The sequence below is a fragment of the Thalassobaculum fulvum genome, from assembly GCF_014652915.1.
Lineage (GTDB): Bacteria > Pseudomonadota > Alphaproteobacteria > Thalassobaculales > Thalassobaculaceae > Thalassobaculum_A > Thalassobaculum_A fulvum.
Window position 1 is genome coordinate 1 of sequence record NZ_BMZS01000006.1, and the last position, 18774, is coordinate 18774.

The 18774-nt window shown below is 70.2% G+C and carries 21 protein-coding genes; 10 read left to right on the top strand and 11 right to left on the bottom strand.

Translation table 11 applies throughout. The features are described from left to right. The 4 genes from IE246_RS13655 to rpmE form a co-directional block, all read left to right on the top strand. Positions 1–674: OmpA family protein (locus IE246_RS13655; RefSeq protein WP_229837109.1), on the top strand; the 674-nt coding region annotated here is incomplete at its 5' end. A gap of 52 nt (positions 675–726) precedes the next feature. Beyond that, positions 727–1866, top strand: coding sequence for a flagellar motor protein MotA (locus IE246_RS13660; protein ID WP_189990502.1), 1140 nt, complete (start codon positions 727–729; stop codon positions 1864–1866). A gap of 9 nt (positions 1867–1875) precedes the next feature. Continuing rightward, entirely contained in the window at positions 1876–3771 is a 1896-nt protein-coding gene (locus tag IE246_RS13665) for a peptidoglycan -binding protein (protein ID WP_189990504.1), read from the top strand. Between the two features lie 125 nt (positions 3772–3896). Continuing rightward, positions 3897–4115: a 50S ribosomal protein L31 gene (gene rpmE / locus IE246_RS13670; RefSeq protein ID WP_189990506.1), complete on the top strand. Its 219-nt coding sequence runs from the start codon at positions 3897–3899 to the stop codon at positions 4113–4115. A 73-nt stretch (positions 4116–4188) separates the two neighbouring features. On the opposite strand, the gene IE246_RS13675 is transcribed toward rpmE, so the two are convergent. Then, positions 4189–4638 carry a DUF1465 family protein gene (locus IE246_RS13675; protein ID WP_189990508.1) on the bottom strand — a complete coding sequence of 150 codons (450 nt, stop codon included), beginning with the start codon at positions 4636–4638 and terminating at the stop codon, positions 4189–4191. A 223-nt stretch (positions 4639–4861) separates the two neighbouring features. Between IE246_RS13675 and IE246_RS13680 the strand changes: the two genes are divergently transcribed. Continuing rightward, positions 4862–5332 (top strand): Hsp20 family protein, encoded by a 471-nt coding sequence (locus tag IE246_RS13680; protein WP_189990509.1) that lies wholly within the window; start codon positions 4862–4864, stop codon positions 5330–5332. A 198-nt stretch (positions 5333–5530) separates the two neighbouring features. On the opposite strand, the gene IE246_RS13685 is transcribed toward IE246_RS13680, so the two are convergent. The 4 genes from IE246_RS13685 to IE246_RS13700 all read right to left on the bottom strand — a co-directional run bounded on the left by IE246_RS13685 (position 5531) and on the right by IE246_RS13700 (position 8570). Then, a complete protein-coding gene (locus IE246_RS13685) occupies positions 5531–5977 on the bottom strand; it encodes an acyl-CoA thioesterase (protein WP_189990511.1) in 447 nt (148 codons plus the stop codon). Next, a complete protein-coding gene (locus IE246_RS13690; RefSeq protein ID WP_189990513.1) occupies positions 5974–6777 on the bottom strand; it encodes an alpha/beta fold hydrolase in 804 nt (267 codons plus the stop codon). The genes IE246_RS13685 and IE246_RS13690 overlap by 4 nt, the downstream gene beginning before the upstream one ends. Positions 6778–6780: 3 nt before the next feature. Further along, positions 6781–8091, bottom strand: coding sequence for an O-acetylhomoserine aminocarboxypropyltransferase (locus tag IE246_RS13695; RefSeq protein WP_189990515.1), 1311 nt, complete (start codon positions 8089–8091; stop codon positions 6781–6783). A gap of 296 nt (positions 8092–8387) precedes the next feature. Next, positions 8388–8570 (bottom strand): DUF1192 domain-containing protein, encoded by a 183-nt coding sequence (locus tag IE246_RS13700; RefSeq protein ID WP_189990516.1) that lies wholly within the window; start codon positions 8568–8570, stop codon positions 8388–8390. A 256-nt stretch (positions 8571–8826) separates the two neighbouring features. On the opposite strand from IE246_RS13700, the gene IE246_RS13705 reads away from it, so the two are divergent. Then, positions 8827–9393 carry a DUF1013 domain-containing protein gene (locus IE246_RS13705; RefSeq protein ID WP_189990518.1) on the top strand — a complete coding sequence of 189 codons (567 nt, stop codon included), beginning with the start codon at positions 8827–8829 and terminating at the stop codon, positions 9391–9393. 113 nt (positions 9394–9506) lie between these two features. Here the strand turns inward: IE246_RS13705 and IE246_RS13710 are convergent, their stop codons facing one another. Together IE246_RS13710 and IE246_RS13715 are read right to left on the bottom strand one after the other, a co-directional pair. Beyond that, a complete protein-coding gene (locus tag IE246_RS13710) occupies positions 9507–10241 on the bottom strand; it encodes a GNAT family N-acetyltransferase (RefSeq protein WP_189990520.1) in 735 nt (244 codons plus the stop codon). 90 nt (positions 10242–10331) lie between these two features. Next, positions 10332–10577: a hypothetical protein gene (locus tag IE246_RS13715; RefSeq protein WP_189990522.1), complete on the bottom strand. Its 246-nt coding sequence runs from the start codon at positions 10575–10577 to the stop codon at positions 10332–10334. A gap of 213 nt (positions 10578–10790) precedes the next feature. On the opposite strand from IE246_RS13715, the gene IE246_RS13720 reads away from it, so the two are divergent. Continuing rightward, a complete protein-coding gene (locus tag IE246_RS13720; protein WP_189990524.1) occupies positions 10791–11156 on the top strand; it encodes a hypothetical protein in 366 nt (121 codons plus the stop codon). An 82-nt stretch (positions 11157–11238) separates the two neighbouring features. Beyond that, positions 11239–12114 carry a fumarylacetoacetate hydrolase family protein gene (locus IE246_RS13725; RefSeq protein ID WP_189990527.1) on the top strand — a complete coding sequence of 292 codons (876 nt, stop codon included), beginning with the start codon at positions 11239–11241 and terminating at the stop codon, positions 12112–12114. 19 nt (positions 12115–12133) lie between these two features. Here IE246_RS13725 and IE246_RS13730 read toward each other — a convergent pair whose 3' ends face one another. Next, on the bottom strand, positions 12134–12727 hold the full coding sequence (locus IE246_RS13730) for a protoglobin domain-containing protein (RefSeq protein WP_189990528.1): 594 nt from the start codon (positions 12725–12727) through the stop codon (positions 12134–12136). A gap of 289 nt (positions 12728–13016) precedes the next feature. Here IE246_RS13730 and IE246_RS27900 point away from each other — a divergent pair, with 289 nt between their 5' ends. Then, positions 13017–13199 (top strand): GNAT family N-acetyltransferase, encoded by a 183-nt coding sequence (locus tag IE246_RS27900; protein ID WP_268245277.1) that lies wholly within the window; start codon positions 13017–13019, stop codon positions 13197–13199. Between the two features lie 240 nt (positions 13200–13439). Beyond that, positions 13440–14504 (top strand): aspartate-semialdehyde dehydrogenase, encoded by a 1065-nt coding sequence (locus IE246_RS13740; RefSeq protein ID WP_189990530.1) that lies wholly within the window; start codon positions 13440–13442, stop codon positions 14502–14504. Between the two features lie 8 nt (positions 14505–14512). Here the strand turns inward: IE246_RS13740 and IE246_RS13745 are convergent, their stop codons facing one another. The 3 genes from IE246_RS13745 to IE246_RS13755 all read right to left on the bottom strand — a co-directional run bounded on the left by IE246_RS13745 (position 14513) and on the right by IE246_RS13755 (position 18680). Then, positions 14513–15301, bottom strand: coding sequence for an SDR family NAD(P)-dependent oxidoreductase (locus IE246_RS13745; protein ID WP_189990532.1), 789 nt, complete (start codon positions 15299–15301; stop codon positions 14513–14515). 5 nt (positions 15302–15306) lie between these two features. Beyond that, positions 15307–17205: a propionyl-CoA synthetase gene (locus IE246_RS13750; protein WP_189990533.1), complete on the bottom strand. Its 1899-nt coding sequence runs from the start codon at positions 17203–17205 to the stop codon at positions 15307–15309. Positions 17206–17507: 302 nt separating this feature from the next. Beyond that, on the bottom strand, positions 17508–18680 hold the full coding sequence (locus tag IE246_RS13755) for an iron-containing alcohol dehydrogenase (protein WP_229837114.1): 1173 nt from the start codon (positions 18678–18680) through the stop codon (positions 17508–17510). Between the last annotated feature and the right edge of the window lie 94 nt (positions 18681–18774).

An 18774-nucleotide genomic window follows, 5' to 3' on the forward strand; every position in this document is an offset into this window, starting at 1 on the left:
GGCCGGCGGCCACCGCGCCGACCCTGCGTCCGCCCGCCCCGGCGACCCGGACCGAGGCGCCGAGCCCGCCGCCGCCGCCCAGGAAGCCCGAGGCGATGGCCGAGAAGCCGCCGGCCGCCGAGGCCGCCCCGCCGCCGCCGAAGCCGGCCACCCCGGCGGTGACCGCCGAAGCCAAACCGCCGGCACCGGTCGTCAAGGCGCCCGCGCCGCCGAGCGCGCCGCCGCCGCCGGCCCTGCCGAGCGCCGCCGCCCCGGACCCGGCCAAGACCGTCCCGGCCGAGAAGGATACCCAGGTCGCCGCGGCGACCGCCGGGCCGGTGCCGTCGGCATCGCCCCCGGCGCCGTCCGCCCAGGGAGCCGGAGGCGAGGTCGTGCGGGTGCCGTTCGAGCCGAACCAGTCGGCGCTGCCGACGGCCTCGACCGCCGGCCTGGACGCGCTGATCGCCCGGCTGCGCAAGGACGACAGCCTGCGGGTGCAGTTGCTGGCCTACGCCGACGGCGACGAGGACAATGCCAACAAGGCGCGGCGGCTGTCGCTGTCGCGGGCCCTGGCGGTCCGCGCCTACCTGATCGACAAACAGATCCAGAGCACCCGGATGGATGTCCGCGCCCTGGGCAATCGCACGAAGGAATCCCCCAAGGACCGCGTGGACGTCGTGCTGGTGAGCCGCTGATCGGCGGCAGGCCGGTCGACGCGGGAACCGCCCAATCCCTGGAGCGAGGCCGGTGACCGATCCGCGCCGATACCTGATCCGAATGGTCGCATTCATGGTCGCCGTGGCGGTCGTGTGCGGCGTGCTCGGCGGGCCCCTGACCGCGGCGTTCACGGCCAACCCGGCCTTGAACGGCGTCATCCTCGGCGTCCTGCTGATCGGGGTGATCTTCATCCTCCGCCAGGTCTTCCGGCTGGTGCCGGAGGTCAACTGGATCGAGACCTACCGGACCCACTCCCCCGGCTCGTCGATCCAGGAGCCGCCGAGCCTGCTGGTCCCGGTCGCGACCCTGCTGGGCGCCCGCCAGCAGGACAAGCGGCAGAGCCTGTCGGCCATGTCGCTGCGGTCGCTGCTGGACAGCATCTCGGTCCGGCTCGAGGAATCCCGCGACATCGCCCGCTACTTCGCCGGGCTGCTGATCTTCCTGGGGCTGCTCGGCACGTTCTGGGGGTTGCTGGGAACGGTCGGCGCGGTCGGCGGCGTGATCGGCGGGCTGAACATCGACGGCGGCGATCTCGCCCAGGTGTTCGCCGATCTCAAGGCCGGACTGCAGTCGCCGCTGTCCGGCATGGGCACCGCTTTCAGCTCGTCGCTGTTCGGCCTCGCCGGATCGTTGGTGCTCGGCTTCCTGGACCTCCAGCTCGGCCAGGCCCAGAACCGGTTCTACAACGAGCTGGAGGAATGGCTGGCGAGCCTGACCCGGCTGACCTCCGGCAGCTTCTCGTTCGAGGGCGAGCACTCGGCCACCGCCTTCCAGCAGGCGCTGATGGAGCAGACCGCGGAGTCGCTGGACAAGCTGCAACGCATCATGGCGCGCGGCGAGGAGGACCGGCGCAGCGCCAACAGCACCCTGCTGGCGCTGGTCGAACGGCTGGGCGCGCTCTCCGACCGGCTCGACGGCGACCGCGACCTGCTGGAGCGGCTGGTGACCACCCAGGGCGAACTGCGGCCGGTGCTGTCCCGGCTCGCCGACATGACCGGCGGCAGCCGGGACGAGATCGTGCGGACCCATCTCCGCAACATCGAGGCCTACATGGCCCGGCTGCTGGAGGACGGGGCCTCCGGGCGGGCGCAGATGACCGAGGAGCTTCGGGGGGAAATCAGGCTGGTGGCCCGCACCATCGCGGCGCTGGCCGAAGAAGAGCACCGGTAGGGCGGGACCATGTCGACCCTGGCCCGGCGACGGCAACGCGACAGCAACATCTGGCCCGGCTTCGTCGACGCCCTGGCCACGTTGCTGATGGTCGTCATCTTCATCCTGATGATCTTCGTGGTGGCGCAGTTCTACCTGACCCAGGTGCTGTCGGGTAAGGACGAGTCGCTGGCGCGCCTGACCCGGCAGGTCGCCGAGCTGAGCGAGCTGCTGTCCCTGGAACGGGAGACCAGCGCCGAGCTCAAGATCACCGTGGCCCAGCTGTCGGCCGAGCTGCAGAGCTCGATCGCGGCACGCGAGGAACTGAGCCAGCAGGTCGGCCAGCTGACCTCGGCGCGCGACGCGCTGGAGGGACGGCTGGCGGAACTGATGGCCAGCCGGGCGGTGCTGCAGCAGAAGCTCGACGAGAGCGAGCAGGCCCGCAAGGGAGTCGACGCGCGGCTGCTCGAGGTGCTGAACGAGCGCGACGCGCTGCTGGGCAAGCTGCGGTCGGTCGAGGAGGATGCCGGCGTGTCCGAGGCCGAGCGGGCGCAGACCGCCGCCGAGCTCGAACAGGCGATCAAGGTCATCGAGGCGAACCGCAGGACCATCGAGCTCCAGCTCCAGGACCTCGAGCGGCTGCGTCGCGACATCGCCGCGCTCAGGGAGGTCCGGCAGAACCTCGAAGACGACATCGGCGGCCTGGTCCAGGTCCGCAACAAGCTGCAGGAACAGTTCGACGCCAGCGAACAGGCCCGCCAGGAGGCCGAGAACAAGGTGATCCTTCTGGTCGGCGAGATCGACGAGGCCGAGGCCCGGATTCGCTCGCTGGACGAGACCAACGCCCAGAGCAAGGCCCGGATCGCCGAGCTGCTGGAGAAGCTGACGCAGTCCGACAAGCATGTGGTGACCCTGCAGGACCAGCTGCAGCAGCAGCGGGCGACCTCGCAGCAGTTGCAGACCGACCTGGACACCGAACAGGCGACCTCGCAGCGGCTGCAGTCCGAGTTGGACCGCCAGCAGGCGACCTCACAGGCCCTGCAGGCCGAGCTCGACGAGAGCCGCCGGACGGCCGACCGGCTCCGCGCCGACCTTGCGGCCGAGCGCAGCAGCGCCGAGACCCAGCGCGACCAGATCGGCGAGCTTCGCGACACCACGAAGAAGCTGGAGGCGCGGCTGGCCGACCAGCGGGAGCGCACGCAGCTCGCGCAGACCGAACTGGAGCAGCGCGACATCCGCCTGGAGGAGCTGTTCAGCGAGCACCAGCGCACCCAGAAGGCGTTGTCGGAGGAGCAGAAGATCTCGACCGAGGCGCAGGAGCAGGTCGCGATCCTGAACGCCCAGATCGCCGCCCTGCGCCAGCAGCTGGCGCGCATCGAGGCCGTGCTGGAGGCCACCGAGGCCCGGAACCGCGAACAGAAGGTACAGATCCTCGATCTCGGCAAGCGGCTCAACGCGGCGCTCGCGACCAAGGTCCAGGAACTGGCGAGGTTCCGCAGCGAATTCTTCGGGAGGCTGCGCGAGGTGCTGTCCGACCGCGAGGACGTCAAGATCGTCGGCGACCGCTTCGTCTTCCAGTCCGAGGTCCTGTTCACCTCCGGCTCGGCCCAGATCGGCGACCCCGGCAAGGAGAAGCTGGCCCGGTTCGCGTCGACCCTGCGCGAGATCGCGCCCCGGATCCCCCGGGAGATCAACTGGGTCCTGCAGGTCGAGGGCCACACCGACACGGTTCCGATCCACAACGAGCAGTTCCGCAGCAACTGGGAGCTGTCCGCCGCCCGCGCGATCTCGGTCGTGAAGTACCTGGTCGAACAGGGCATTCCCGCCGAGCGCCTGTCGGCGACCGGCTACGGCGAACACCAGCCGATCGACCCCGGCGATCTGGAGCGCAACCGGCGCATCGAGATGAAGCTGACGCAGCGCTGACCGGGCTCCGGACGACGGTGGCGTTCCGGGGTTGCGCACCGCGGCGGGTTCGGGTATCTACCCGCCTTCCGAACGATCATGGATCCGTCGGGCGCGCACCGGCGCGACGGCGGAGGAGAGACGCGATGAAGGCCGACATCCATCCCGACTATCACGAGATCAAGGTCGTCATGACCGACGGGACCGAGTACACGACCCGCTCGACCTATGGCGAGCAGGGCGCGGTCATCCGCCTGGAGATCGACCCGAAGTCGCATCCGGCGTGGACCGGCCAGCACCGCATCGTCGACAGCGGCGGCCAGATCTCGCGCTTCAACAAGCGCTTCGGCGGTCTGAAGCTCTGATCGCCCCGGCGGTCGGGACTGCGGCGGCGGCCCTCGGGCCGCCGTTTTCGTTTGCGCCGGACGGGCGCCCGGCTCAGGCGCCCGCCGCCACCGAGGACATGCGCGCATCCAGCCGGGCCAGCCGCACGTAGAGCGCCCTGCTGGCGCCGAGCAGGTGCCGCAGGCGCCTCGGCAGCCTCGGATTGCCCTCGCCTCCCATCGCAAGGCAGACCGACCCGCCGCTCAGACGGTTCTCCGGGTCGTAGGCGGCGTCGGGCGACAGTTCGCCGGCCTGGATCGCCTTGTGGACCATGACCCAGGCCAGGCAATGGGTGAGCCGCGACGTGACCCGCAGGGCCTCGCAACTGGCCTCCAGCCGGACGACCGACACCGGAAACCGCGGCGCCGCGCGGTGGTCGTTGGCATGGACGTTCCCGCCGCTCAGGGCCTGCGGCGAGGCGGCCAGGTCACGGGCCTCCTGGAGGAGATCCAGGACCTCACGGTAGGTACCGTCGAAGGGCGCGACCCGGGTAGCGGAACCCATATGGTTAATTTGTTCCGTCATCAAAACGAGTATGGAGCGCCCCATCCGCTCTGCCAACCCCTCGCCGCCGAGGGATCTCACCCTCTTGACTCGGGGACCGGCGCTTCCCACCTCGAAAGGCGTCGGGGCGCCGGACTTTCGGGCTCCGGCGGTAACCGGTCCGGCCGAGCATCGGCGGGCCTGAGAGACAGAGACTCCATATCGCTTCTGAGGAGGATGTGGCATGCGTACCGTCGATTTCACCCCCGTTTTCCGTTCCACCGTCGGCTTCGACCGGATGGCCCGCCTGCTGGACCACGCGATGCGTGCGACCGAGGCCGCCAACGCGCCGACCTTCCCGCCCTACAACATCGAGAAGCTCGGCGAGGACGACTACCGCATCACCATGGCGGTCGCCGGCTTCGGTGAGGGCGACCTCGACATCACCGCCGAGAACGGCCAGCTGGTGATCTCCGGGCGGATCGAGAAGTCCGACGAGGAGCAGCGCAACTACCTGCATCGCGGCATCGCGACCCGGAACTTCGAGCGCCGCTTCGACCTCGCCGATCACATCCGCGTCAAGGGCGCGTCGCTCGAGAACGGCCTGCTGCACGTCTCGCTGGTCCGCGAGGTTCCCGAGGCCATGAAGCCGCGCAAGATCGCGATCACCGGCGCCACGGCGACCAAGGCGATCGAGGACAAGCACGCCGCCTGACGCCGGCGGAACTCCGAACGAAACCGGGCCGGTCCCAGGGGGGCCGGCCCTTCGCTTTTCCGGGAGATACCGTCGGTGGGTCCCGGCTCTTGCCCCGGATCAAGTCCGGGGTCCGGCCGGGATGAGGGCTTTTCGAAGCCCCCTTACTTCCTCATCCCGGACGCCGCGCAAGCGGCGAGCCGGGATCCAAGACCGCCGCTACCCGACCCGGATCGCCTCCATCGCCGCCCGCGCCCGCTCGGGGATCGGCACCGGCCGGTTGCTGGCCCGGTCGACATAGACGTGCACGAACCGGCCGAACGCGCACACCGCCTCCTCGCCCTGCCGGAATATGCCGACCTCGTAGGTCACCGAGGACGTGCCGATGCGCGCCACCCGGATGCCGGCCTCGACCACGTCCGGGAACGCCAGCGAGCGACGGTAGGAGCAACCGGTCTCGACCACCAGCCCGACCACCTCGCCATCCCGGAAGTCGAGGCCGCCGGCCTCGACCATGTACTGGTTCACCGCGGTGTCGAAGAACGAGTAGTACTGGACGTTGTTGACGTGACCGTACACGTCGTTGTCCATCCAGCGGGTGGTGATGGTCCGGAACAGCGGATAGTCGGCGCGCGTCGGGTCCGGCGCCCGCTCCGCCGCGCTCATCGGGCCGCCTCCGCCAGGAAGTCCCGCATCGCGTCGAGGGTCTCGTCCGGCCGCTCGATCGACATCATGTGGCCGGTCTTCGGCAGCACCACCACCCGCGGGTCCGGCAGCGCCTCGGCCAGCGGCCTGACCTGGCGGGGCGGGGTCATGCGGTCGTCGTCGCCGGCCAGGATCAGCGCCGGGCAGCGCACCCGCGCCGCCGCGTCGAGCGCGCCGGCATAGGCGTTCGCTGCCCGCAGGTCGTTGCCGAGCGGGCCGGCGAGGCCGCGCTCCAGCACCCGCAGCCCGGCCCCCGACACCCAGCTTCCGGGCGCCCGGTTGCCGCCGATCTGCATCGGCCGGCCGAAGCCCCAGCCGACCATCTGCTCGACCGCCCGGTGATCCCCGGCATCGGCCGCCGCCTGCAGGTCCGGATGCACCCCCATGGCCGGCACCACGCCGAGCAGCAGCAGGGCCAGCGCATCGCCGCCGGCACCGGCCGCCGCCTCCAGGGCCGCCAGCGCACCGAGCGAGTGGCCGGCGAACGCGGCCCGCCGACCGCCGACCGCCGCCAGGGCCGCGCGCGCCCATTCGCCCATCGCCTCGACGCTCGCCAGGGGCGGCCCCTCGCTGCCGCCGTGCCCCGGCAGGTCGAGCGCCAGCACCGACCAGCCGTGATGCGCGAAGTAGCGGGTCTGCATGGTCCAGACCGTGTGGTCCATGCCGGCACCGTGCAGGCAGACCAGGGCCGGCTTCGCCGGATCGAACGGGCGCCCGCCGGTGGCGGCGAAGGCGCCCTTGCCGTCGACCTGAAACTTCATCGCTCAGGCCGCCTTGGCGGCGCGGGCGGCCGCCCGCAGCGCCTGCTTCAGGTCGTCGATCAGGTCCCTGGGGTCCTCCAGGCCGACCGATAGCCGCACCAGGTCCTCCGACAGTCCCGCCGCCTTCATGGTCTCCGCGTCCATCTGCTGGTGCGTGGTGCTGGCCGGGTGGATGACCAGCGACTTGGCGTCGCCGACATTGGCGAGGTGCGACCAGAGCTGCAGCCGCTCGATGAAGGTCCGGCCGGCCTCGCGCCCGCCCTTGATCCCGAACGCCACCATCGAGCCGGTGCCGTTCGGCAGCAGCTTGGCCGCCAGCGCCTTGTCCGGGTGGCTGTCGAGCTCCGGGTAGGCGACCCAGGCCACCTCGTCAGCCGCCTGCAGGAACGCCACCACCGCCCGGGCATTGGCGACGTGGCGGTCCATCCGCAACGGCAGGGTCTCGATCCCCTGCAGGATGTGGAACGCGTTGGCCGGACTGATGCAGGCCCCGAAGTCGCGCAGCCCCTCGGCCCGCGCCCGCATCAGGAAGGCCTGCGGCCCGAACTCCTCGGCGAAGTCGAGGCCGTGATAGCCGGCATAGGGCTCGGTCAGGGTCGGGAACTTGCCCGACGCCTCCCAGTCGAAGGTGCCGCCGTCGACCAGCACGCCGCCGATCGCGACACCATGGCCGCCCAGCCACTTGGTGGCGGAGTGCAGCACCAGGTCCGCGCCGTGGTCGATCGGCCGGCACAGATGCGGGGTCGCGAAGGTGCTGTCAACCAGCAGCGGCACCCCGGCCTCGTGGGCGATCGCCGCCAGGGCCGGGATGTCCATGACCTCCAGGCCCGGGTTGCCGATGGTCTCGCCGAACACCAGCCGGGTCTCCGGCCGGATCGCCTTGCGGAAGCCGTCGTGGTCGCGCGGGTGGACCTTGGTGGTCTCGATCCCGAAGCGCGGCAGGGTATGGCTGAACAGGTTGTGGCTGCCGCCGTACAGCGCCGACGAGGCGACGATGTGGCCGCCCTGCCCCATCAGCGTGGCGACCGCCAGGAACAGTGCGGCGTGGCCGCTGGCGGTCGCGATCGCGCCGACCCCGCCCTCGAGCGCCGCGACGCGTTCCTCGAGCACGGCGACCGTCGGGTTGGAGATCCGCGAGTAGATGTGGCCGGCGCGCTCCAGGTTGAACAGCGACGCCGCGTGGTCGACGTCGCGGAACACGTAGGAGGTGGTCTGGTAGATCGGCACCGCCCGGGCGCCGGTGGCGGGGTCCGGCTGCTGGCCGGCGTGCAGGCTCAGGGTGTCGAAGCCGAAGACGTTGCCGTCCGTGCCCATGGTCGATGCTCCTCGGGGCGTCGCGATCGCCGCAGTCTAGCGGAGCCGTCGGCGCCGCGTCCCGCCCCTCGGAGGAGCCGCGCGGATCGCCGACACGGTTACGGGGCCGCGTGGTCCGCGGCCCCGTCCGGGCTTTCGCCGTGAGCTCCCTGCTCAACTTGCTTGGGGAGGACGCTAGCGAGCGCCCTGGCGACGGTCAAGCGGTGACATCGCGTCGCATCCCGGCGCGCGGAATACTCCGTGCGCTCCCGCGTTGTCCAGCCCGAAGCGCCGAGACCCACGGTTGCCCGATACCGTCAGCGCTTGAACAGCGAGTCGGCGGCCGAGGCGATCCCCTTCTTGCGGGCGATCTCGGCGCGAGCCCGGGCGATCTCCGCCTCCATCGCGGCGATGTAAGCTTCCAGATCCTCGAAGCTCCAGTTCGAGAGGTCCTTGGGCTTCTTCGACTGGTTGCGCGGTTCCAGATCCTCGAGGTCCATGACGTTTCTCCCGATGCGGTCGCGAGCGCCGCCGCCCGAGCGTACCGGCGGCCTGACCGTCATGCTAAAGCGACTCCGGGCCCGCGATAACCACCGGCGAGCAGCCCGGCCGCGCGCCGGCGGCCGCGACGCCGCCCGACATAAACCTTTGCCGCTCGAAGCGGAAATCCCTATATAGAGACACGAATCCCGACACGTGGACTTTGACTGCAGCCGGGCGTCGACGTCGGTGACGCCGGGGCGAGGAGAGGACATCATGGCGCAACCGCTCATGCCGAAGGCCACCGCCGTGTGGCTGATCGACAACACCGCGCTCACCTTCGACCAGATCGCGGCGTTCGTCGGGCTGCACCCCCTCGAGGTGCAGGCGATCGCCGACGGCGAGGTGTCGACCGGCATCCAGGGCTTCGACCCGGTGCTGGCGAGCCAGCTGACCAAGGCGGAGATCGCGCGCTGCGAAGCCGACCCGAAGGCGCGTCTGCAGATGGCGACCAGCGACCTGCCGAAGCCGGTGCAGAAGACCAAGGGGCCGAAGTACATCCCGATCGCCAAGCGCGGCGACAAGCCGGACGCCATCGCCTGGCTGGTCAAGCACCATCCGGAACTGAAGGACGCGCAGATCGCCCGGCTGATCGGGACCACCAAGGACACGATCAACAAGATCCGCGAGCGCACCCACTGGAACAGCCCGAACATCCAGCCGCGCCACCCGGTGTTCCTGGGCCTGTGCACCCAGCGCGACCTGGACTCGGCGATCGAGACGGCCGGCGGCACCCAGGTTCCACCGGAGGAGCAGCTGGAGTCGATCAGCGAGTTGCCCTGACCCGAGCTGTCCCGACCCGAGCTGTCCCGACCGCAGCCCTCCGGACACCCGGACCCGCGACGCCCCCGCCCGAACCGGACGGGGGCGTTCTCGTTCCGGAACGCGCCTCAGGCTCAGGCGTGCGGCTGGGACGCGTGAGCGCGCCCGGTCAGGTCCGACAGGCTCTCGCGCTGGCGGCCGTCGGCGTCGAAGTTGGCCGGGTCCAGCCAGCGCTGGAACGCCGCCTTGAGCGCCGGCCACTCGAGATCCAGGATCGAGAACCAGGCGGTGTCCCGGTTGCGGCCCTTGTACAGGGTGGCCTGCCGGAACAATCCCTCGTACTGGAAGCCGAGCCGGTTGGCGGCGGTCCGCGACGGCGCGTTCAGGCTGTCGCACTTCCACTCGTAGCGCCGGTAGCCGAGCTCGTCGAACACCCGCGCCATCATCAGGTACATGGTCTCGGTCGCCATCACCGTGCGCTGCAGCGCGGGCGACATGGTGATGTGGCCGACCTCGATCACCCCGACCGCCGGGTCTATCCGCAGGTAGCTGGCATAGCCGAGGCACCGGCCGCTCGCCTGCTCGACGACCGCGAAGAACAGCGGGTCCTCGCTCGCCTCGCACTGGGCGATCCATTTGTCGAAGCCGGCGCGGTCCGTCCCGAACGGCCCGACCGCGAGATAGGTCCACATCCGGCCGTCGTCCTCCGAGACCGCTTCGAACAGCGACCGGGCATGATCGGCGACCGTCAGCGGCTCCAGCCTGACCGTTCGCCCGACCATCGCCGACCGGGGCGGCCGCGGCCGCGGCATCCAGCCGGGCACGGGATCGCCGATCGGCTGGCCGAGGTCGTTGGTTCGGGCGGTCATGGCGGGCTCCATGGCGAACGGGTTGGTGCCTTCGGATGCCACGACCGCCGGAGCAGGCTTAGAGCCAAGCCCGCTCCGGCCACCGGGCCATCAGCCGCCTTCGGGCGACGCCTCCCTGGGCGCCAGCCGGTCGAGTACCGCGTACACCACCATGTAGGCGGCGTAGAGCATGAAGAAGTAGTTCACGATCGGGATCAGCGTCAGCAGTGCCCACAGCCACGACGGCTGTTTCAACCGCTCTGCCAGGAAGTAGTTGCCGATCGCAAACGGTAGCGCGATCAGCAGCATCGGCAGGAACGGCATGAAACCGTGCCCGTCCCATCCTCCATACATCATGTCACCTCCTCCGGCCGGTACGGCCGAGATTTCGGCATCCTTCGGTCTGCCAGGGCCCCATTCTACGCGCGACCGGTCCGTCGGCCGCTTGGTTTCTCGGGGCAACGGTGCGACAGCCCTGGACATTGACGGATCGCTGAGCAATTTGAGCTCATATGGCGGATGCGGCGGTTGCGGCCGGCCGCGGCGGATCACCATCGACAGGCGCCGGGAATGCCGTCCGAGTATCGTTTCCTGGTCTTCACTCCCGGCGAGGCCGCAACGGCGCTGGCAGCGTTCGCCCGCAAGTCCGGCAAGCCGCTGCCTACCGGCCGCCTGACCGGTGCGGAACCGTCGGGCGCCAGGGTCATCGGCGGCCAGCTCATGATCGAGACCGCGAGCGGACCGGCCGAGGCGGTGGCGTTCAGCGCCGAGGAGGTGCTGGAGGCGCTCATCGACTTCTGCCTGAACCGCCGGATTCCGCTGCCCATGTCGTCCGAAAAGACCCTGGAGAAGCTGCACGGCCGCTTCGCGCTCCGCATTGGCCACATCGACTCGATCGACTTCCAGATGCGCAGCCACGCCCCCAGGGTCGAGTAGACGCCGGCGTTCCCAAGGCCGCTCCACCTCCCTAGGCTGCCCCCTCCTGAACCGCCTCGACCGGTCGAAGGGAGCGCCTGCCATGAAGCTCGTCACCTATGAGGCCGCCGACCGAGCCCGGGTCGGCCTGGTCCACGACGGCCGGGTCGCCGACCTCGCCGAACTGGGCATCGACGCCGCGGACATGCTGCAGCTCCTGCGGTCCGGCCTCGACCGGCTGGCTGCCGCCGCCCGCCGCGGCCTGCCGGCCGGGCGTCCGCTCGACGAGGTCCGCCTGCTGGCGCCGGTCCCGCGGCCCGGCAAGATCATCGGGGTCGGCCGGAACTACCGGGCGCATGCCGCGGAGGGCGGGCTGGAGACGCAGGAGAAGCCGCGTCTGTTCACCAAGGTGCCGTCCTCGGTCACCGGCCCGGACGGCCCGGTCGAGAAGCCGGCGATCGTCACCAAGCTGGACTGGGAGGCGGAGATCGCCGTGGTGGTCGGTCGCACCATGCGCGACGTTCCCGAGGACCGGGCGCTCGACTACGTGGCCGGCTACACCCTCCTGAACGACGTCTCGGCCCGCGAGTTCCAGTTCGACGTCAAGCCGCCCCAGACCAGCTTCGCCAAGTCGATGGACGGATTCTGCCCGATGGGACCGTGGCTGGTGACCGCCGACGAAATTCCCGACCCCGGCCACCTGCGGCTGACCTGCCGGGTCAACGGCGCGCTCATGCAGGACGGCAACACCCGCGACATGATCTTCCCGATCCCGCTGATCCTGTCCTACGTCAGCCGCTATCTCGCGCTGGAGCCGGGCGATGTCATCGCCACCGGCACGCCCGACGGCGTCGGCGTCTTCCGAAAGCCGCCGGTGTTCCTGCAGCCCGGCGACCGGGTGGAGGTGGCGTGCCCGGCGATCGGCGTGCTCGGGAACACGGTGGTCGAGCGCGCCGGAGGACAAGGGGGCGCAACGTGACCGCTCAGAACCGGCGGAGTCAATGCCACGGGAGGTTGCCGTCGGCCCCGTCGTGCGATCCTCCCGGCTTGAGCTTCAGACGGTCCGCCACCGTGTAGACGGAGATCGCGATATCCATGTCGAACGAGATCGCCTTGATCATCGAGCGCAGGTGCTGAGCCGAAACCAGCGCCCCCAGATAGTGATTCACGATGAGGTCGACGACGTTTCCCATGAAATTGTTGTAGCCGCTGATGTAGAGATAGAGCGGCAGATTGATTCGATAGTGGGCAACGCCGACCCTTACCGCGCTGTGCACATAGTCTTCGCTGAACCCGGAGAACATCAGCCGGTTCCAGTGTTCTTTCTGCCTTAGCTTGATTTCGGCCACGTCGAAGCTGCTCAAGAACCGCGCCGCCTCCGGGAACGTCCCGACATGACGATAGAAAGCTGCAATTATTTGCGGCATGTTTTCGTCGATGATGCGGCCGGTTTCCACGATCATCGATCGCGCATCATCATTGATCTGGTAGAACGCCAATCGACGATCTATTCTTTTAATTATACCCTCTGTAGCCAATGCCGTCAGTTCGACATAGGTCTTCTCGTTTCCGACACCAGGAGGCGGCGACATCGTCCATTCTCCGGTTAGGCGCGGCAGCCAGGCTCTTGATAGTTATTTTCGCTTAACCGCATAAGCTAATATTTAATTCAATTAGTATTCTATCTGATCGGGCACCCGTTTCCAAACCCCGGCCTTGTTCCCGTCGCCGTCCGCCCGGGGCCGAGTCCTACCGGGGGCCCGTTCGATCGGCGATGCAGGGCCGGCACCGCAGCGCTGACACCACTGATCCGCCGGTGCCCCGTCACCGCGGCTGTCGTCATGAATAATTGCATTTCATGAAATTATTTCAATCTTACAGATTCGCCGCGGCAGGGGTGCCGGCCGGGCGCCGATCGAGGCGGTGTACGCAGCCGCGGTCGCGAACGGGGCGGAACGGGTCTACTGGCAGAATCACGCGGACAACGCGGCAGCACCACGGCTGTACGACGCCGTCGCCGGGTTCTCCGGCTTCGTCGTGTACCGCAAGATCCTGCCGCCCTGACGGCCGGCGCTCCCGTCACGATTGATATTGACCTCGGTGGCCGGACGTGGCCACTTGGCGCCATGAACGCGATGCTCACTATCAAGCGCCCGACCAAGACGACCGCCGCCGGCGGGGCGTCGTCTGGTGCTTGCGTGGCGATCGCCGCCGCATAGACCGCCAGATGGCCCCGCCGGAGACGGACGGGGCCCCTGCAGCGAGCGGCCCCGTCTCTACCGGCCTACCGGAAGAGAGACTGCCATGCCGAACGCCGTCGAACTGTCCGCACCCGCCCCGTTCCGCCAGGTCGAGGCCCCGGCGCCCGTTGTCGCCATCGTCGGTGCCACCGGCGCGGTCGGGGTCGAACTGCTGGCCTGCCTCGCCGCCCGCGGCTTCCCGCTCGGCGGGCTGCGCCTGCTGGCCTCGGCCCGGTCCGCCGGCCGCACCCTCGACTTCGCCGGGCGCGCCGTCGCCGTCGACGAACTGACCGAGGAGAGCTTCCGGGGCGTGGATATCGCCCTGTTCTCGGCCGGCAGCGACATCTCCAGGCGCTACGCCGCGGCCGCCGTGAAGGCCGGCGCCATCGTGATCGACAACTCCTCGGCATTCCGGGTGGACCCGGACGTGCCGCTGGTGGTGCCGGAGGTCAACGCCGCGGCGCTCGCCGGGCACCGCGGGATCGTCGCCAACCCGAACTGCGTCGCCGCCATCGCCACGGTGGCGCTGGCACCGCTGCACCGGGCGCGTCCGATCCGCCGGCTGGCCGCCGCCACCTACCAGGCCGCCTCGGGCGCCGGCACCGCCGCCATGGAGGAGCTGCGCGCCTCGACCGCGGCCTGGCTGCACGGCGAGCCGTTCGAGCCGACGGTCCTGCCGCACCCGTATGCCTTCAACCTGTTCAGCCACAACGCCGCGGTCGATCCGGAGACCGGCTACAACGGCGAGGAACTGAAGGTGATCGCCGAGACCCGGCGCCTGCTGGACGCCGCCGACCTGCCGGTCGGCATCACCTGCGTCCGGGTGCCGGTGCTGCGCGCCCACGCCATGGCCCTGACCATGACCTTCGACGAGCCGCTGTCGCCGGACGAGGCCCGCCGCCTGCTGACCGCCGCCCCGGGTCTCCGGGTGGTCGACGACCGCGCCGCCAACCACTTCCCGATGCCCTCGGAAGCGTCCGGCCGCGACGAGGTGCTGGTCGGCCGCATCCGAACCGACCTCGGCGACCCCTCCGGCCGCAGCCTCTGCCTGTTCGTGGCCGGCGACCAGCTGCTGAAGGGCGCCGCCCTGAACGCGGTGCAGATCGCCGAACTGCTGCTGCGGAGGTGATGCGCCCCCTACCCCTTCGGCATCACGTGGCTGAGCGCCAGCCTTCCGCCGTCGGGGTAGATGGTCTGGCCGGTGAAGTAGGCGCTGTCGTCGGTCGCCAGGAACAGGGCGGCGCCGGCGATCTCCGCCGGGTCGGCCGGGCGGCCGAGCGGAGTGCGCGCGCGCAGGCGGTCCATCGCCTCCGGGTCGGTCAGCATGGCCGAGCGGAACAGGTCGGTCGCCACGCTGCCGGGGCCGATGGCGTTGACCCGGATGCCGTGCGGCGCCAGCTCGACCGCCATGGTCTTGGTTAGCTGGTTCACCGCCCCCTTCGAGGCGTTGTAGGCGGCCAGGCCCTGCGGGACGATCACCGCGTTGACCGACGCGGTGTTGACGATCTTGCCGGCGATGCCGCGCTCGACCATCCGCCGGGCCGCCTCCTGGCCGGTGTAGAACACACCCTTGAGGTTGACCGCCACGACCCGGTCGAAGGTCTCGTCGTCGAGCTCCAGGAACGGCGTGTTGTGGATGATGCCGGCGTTGGCGCAGACCACGTCGAGCGAGCCGTAGGCGGCGATCGCGTGGTCCATCAGGGCCGCCACCTGGTCGCGCCGGGTGACGTCGCAGGCGACGAACCGCCCCTCGCCGCCGGCCTGCTTGATGCGGCCGACCACGGCGTCGCCCGCCATCGGGTCCATGTCGGCGGCCACCACCCTGGCGCCCTCGGCGGCGAACCGCTCGGCGATCGCCGCGCCGATGCCGCGCGCCGCCCCGGTGACGACCGCGACCTTGCCCTGCAACCGCCCTGTCCCTGGCATGCCCGTTACCCCTTCTTCGCGTAGCCGACGCCCTGCAGCGACTCGGTGATCTCGCCGAGGATCGCCGGGTCGTCGATGGTCGCCGGCACGCCGGGATCCTGACCGTCGGCGATCTTCTGCATGGTGCCGCGCAGGATCTTGCCGGAACGGGTCTTCGGCAGCCGGTGCACCACGGTCGCGACCTTGAAGGCGGCGACCGGGCCGATGCGCTCGCGCACCATCGCCACCACCTCCTTGACCACCTGGTCGTGCGGCTTGTTCACGCCGTCCTTGAGCACCAGGAAGCCGAGCGGGACCTGCCCCTTGAGGTCGTCGGCCACGCCGATCACCGCGCACTCCGCGACGTCCGGATGGCTGGCCAGCACCTCCTCCATGCCGCCGGTCGAGAGACGGTGTCCGGCGACGTTGATGATGTCGTCGGTCCGGGTCATCACGTGGATGTAGCCGTCGTCGTCGATCAGCCCGGCGTCGCCGGTCTGGTAGAAGCCCGGGTACTCGGTCATGTAGCTCTGGACGAACCGCTCGTCGTTGTTCCAGAGCGTCGACAGCGCCCCCGGCGGCAGCGGCAGCTTGATCGAGATCGCGCCGATCTCGTTCGGCTTCACCGGGGTGCCCTCCGGCGCCAGCACCTGCACGTCCCAGCCCGGCACCGGATGGGTCGGCGAGCCGGGCTTGTACGGCAGCTCCTCGATGCCGAGGCAGTTGGAGGCGATCGGCCAGCCGGTCTCGGTCTGCCACCAGTGATCGACCGCCGGAACCTTCAGCTTGTCCTGGCACCACTTCAGGGTGTCCGGGTCGCAACGCTCGCCGGCCAGGAACTGCGCCCGGAAGTGCGACATGTCGTAGTTCGCCAGCAGCTTGCCGTCCGGGTCCTCCTTCTTGATCGCCCGGATCGCGGTCGGTGCTGTGAACATCACCTTGACCTTGTGGTCGGCGATCACCCGCCAGAACACCCCGGCGTCCGGCGTACCGACCGGCTTGCCCTCGAACAGCACGGTGGTGCAGCCGTGGAACAGCGGCGCGTAGACGATGTAGGAGTGGCCGACCACCCAGCCGACGTCCGACGCCGCCCAGTACACGTCGCCGGGCTCGACGTCGTAGATGTTCTTCATCGACCACTTCAGCGCCACCAGGTGGCCGCCGGTCGGGCGCACCACGCCCTTCGGCTGCCCGGTGGTGCCGGAGGTGTAGAGCACGTAGGCCGGGTCGGTCGCCTTGACCGGCACGCATTCGGCGGCCGGCGCCCCGGCCTCGGCGTCCTCCCAGGTCAGGTCGCGGCCGTCGACCAGCGGGGCTTCGGCCTGGGGGCGCTGCTTGATCACGCAGCGTTCCGGCTTGTGCGCCGACAGTTCGATCGCCCGGTCCAGCAGCGGCTTGTAGGGCAGCACCCGCTGGCCCTCGATGCCGCAGGACGCGGAGACGATGACCTTCGGCTTGGCGTCGTCGATGCGGGTCGCCAGCTCCTTGGCCGCGAAACCGCCGAACACCACCGAGTGGACGGCGCCGATCCGGACGGTCGCCAGCATGGCGATCACCGCCTCGGGGATCATCGGCATGTACAGGATCACCCGGTCGCCGTAGCCGACGCCGAGCCCGCGCAGCGCACCGGCGAACCGGGCGACCCGGTCCTGCAGCTCGGCGTAGGTGAACTTCGTGACCGTCCCGGTGACCGGGCTGTCGTAGATCAGCGCCGTCTGCCCGCCGCGCCCGGCCTCGACGTGCCGGTCGATCGCGTTGTAGCAGGTGTTGGTCTCGCCGCCGACGAACCAGCGGGTGAACGGCGACCGGGAGTCGTCGAGGACCCGGTCCCAGCGCTTCGTCCAGGCCACGTCCTCGGCCGCCTCGGCCCAGAATCCCTCGGGATCCTCGAGCGAGCGCCGGTAGATCTCGTGGAAACGGCCCATGTCTCCTCCCCTGTGCCGGTCGTGGCCCGGGCATCGCCGGGCTCGTGCTTGCCGGTGATCCTGCGTCAGACGGCGGCGGATGTTAACAACGGAGAACCGTCGCACCCGTGCGCTGGATCAAAAGGGCGGCGGCGGGTGGGTTCCGGCTCGGCCGCGCCGGCGCGGCGCGTCCGTCCGGAATGACGACAGGAGAGCCGCAGCGTCACGCCCCCCAATATCGTCATTCCGGACGAGGCGGGCCGCGTGAGCGGACCGGGTCGAGCCGGAACCCACCCGCCGCTGCGGGACGTCCACCGCCCCTCTCACGCCGCCAGCTGCAGGATCTCCAGCACCTCGGCCGGGGACGGGATCGGCCGCGGGTTGCGCGGTACCCACGGGGTGCTCAGTGCGCCCTCGGCGATGCGCTGGAACCTGTCCGGCCCGATGCCGACGGCGGACAGGCTGCGCGGCATGCCGAGGCCGCCGATGAAGGCGTCGAGCACGTCGCCGGCATCCTCGCCCGGATGCCCCATGGCGGTCGCGACCAGCGCCTGGCGGTCGGCGTTCACCCGCTTGTTCCACCGCATGACCGCCGGCAGCATGATGCAGGACGTGTGGCCGTGCGGCACGTCGAACATGGCCCCCAGCACGTAGCCGATGCCGTGGCTCGCCCCCATCGGCACGCCGCTGGCCAGCGGTCCCATCGACAGCCACATGCCCATCTGGCAGTCGAGCCGGGCGTCCAGGTCGCCCGGGTCGCGCTTCACCCCCGGCAGGCCGCGCGCCAGCAAGGACAGGCCCTGCAGCGCCTGGGCGTCGCCATAGGCGTGCGCCTCCTTCGCGCACACGCCCTCGACGCAGTGGTCGAGCGCCCGGATGCCGGTCGACAGCCACAGCCACTCGGGCGTGTGCACGGTGACGGCCGGGTCGAGCACCACGGCCGACGGCATCATCCCCGGATGCCGGAAGATCTCCTTGGCCTGCACCCGCTCGTCGGTGACGCCGGCGAGGCCGCTGAAATCGCCGGCCGACAATGTCGTCGGCACGGCGATCTGGCGGACCGTCGGCGCCGCGCACGGCGGCGGCCCGAGGGTGCCGTCCGGCCCCTTGACCGGGCGGAACATGTCCATCGCCGCGGGCGTGTCGACGCCGTTCGCCAGGCACAGCCGCACCGCCTTGGCGGCGTCGGTGATCGAGCCGCCGCCCAGCGTGACGATGACGTCGGCGCCGACGTCCCGGACCGCCCGGGCCGCGGCGATCACGTCGGCCCGCGGGGTGTGCGGTTTCATTCGGTCGAAGGTACCGACGCACTTGTTGCCGAGCGCCCGGCGCAGCTTGGCGATCTCGTCGGTCTCGCGGTTCAGGGTGCCGCTGACCATCAGGAACACCCGCTCGGCGCCGAGGGCCGCGACCTCCTGCGCCACCGCCTCGGCCGCCGGCCGGCCGAAGCTGACCGCCTCCATGCGTCCGAACGCGACCCGTCCCTGCTGCGTCATCGGTCCAACCTCCCGCGGGCGTTCTTGTGTCTTGCGGGAAGCCTAGATCAGGCCCCCGGCGCCGGCAAAAGGAAGCGGCCGCACGCGGCGGCCG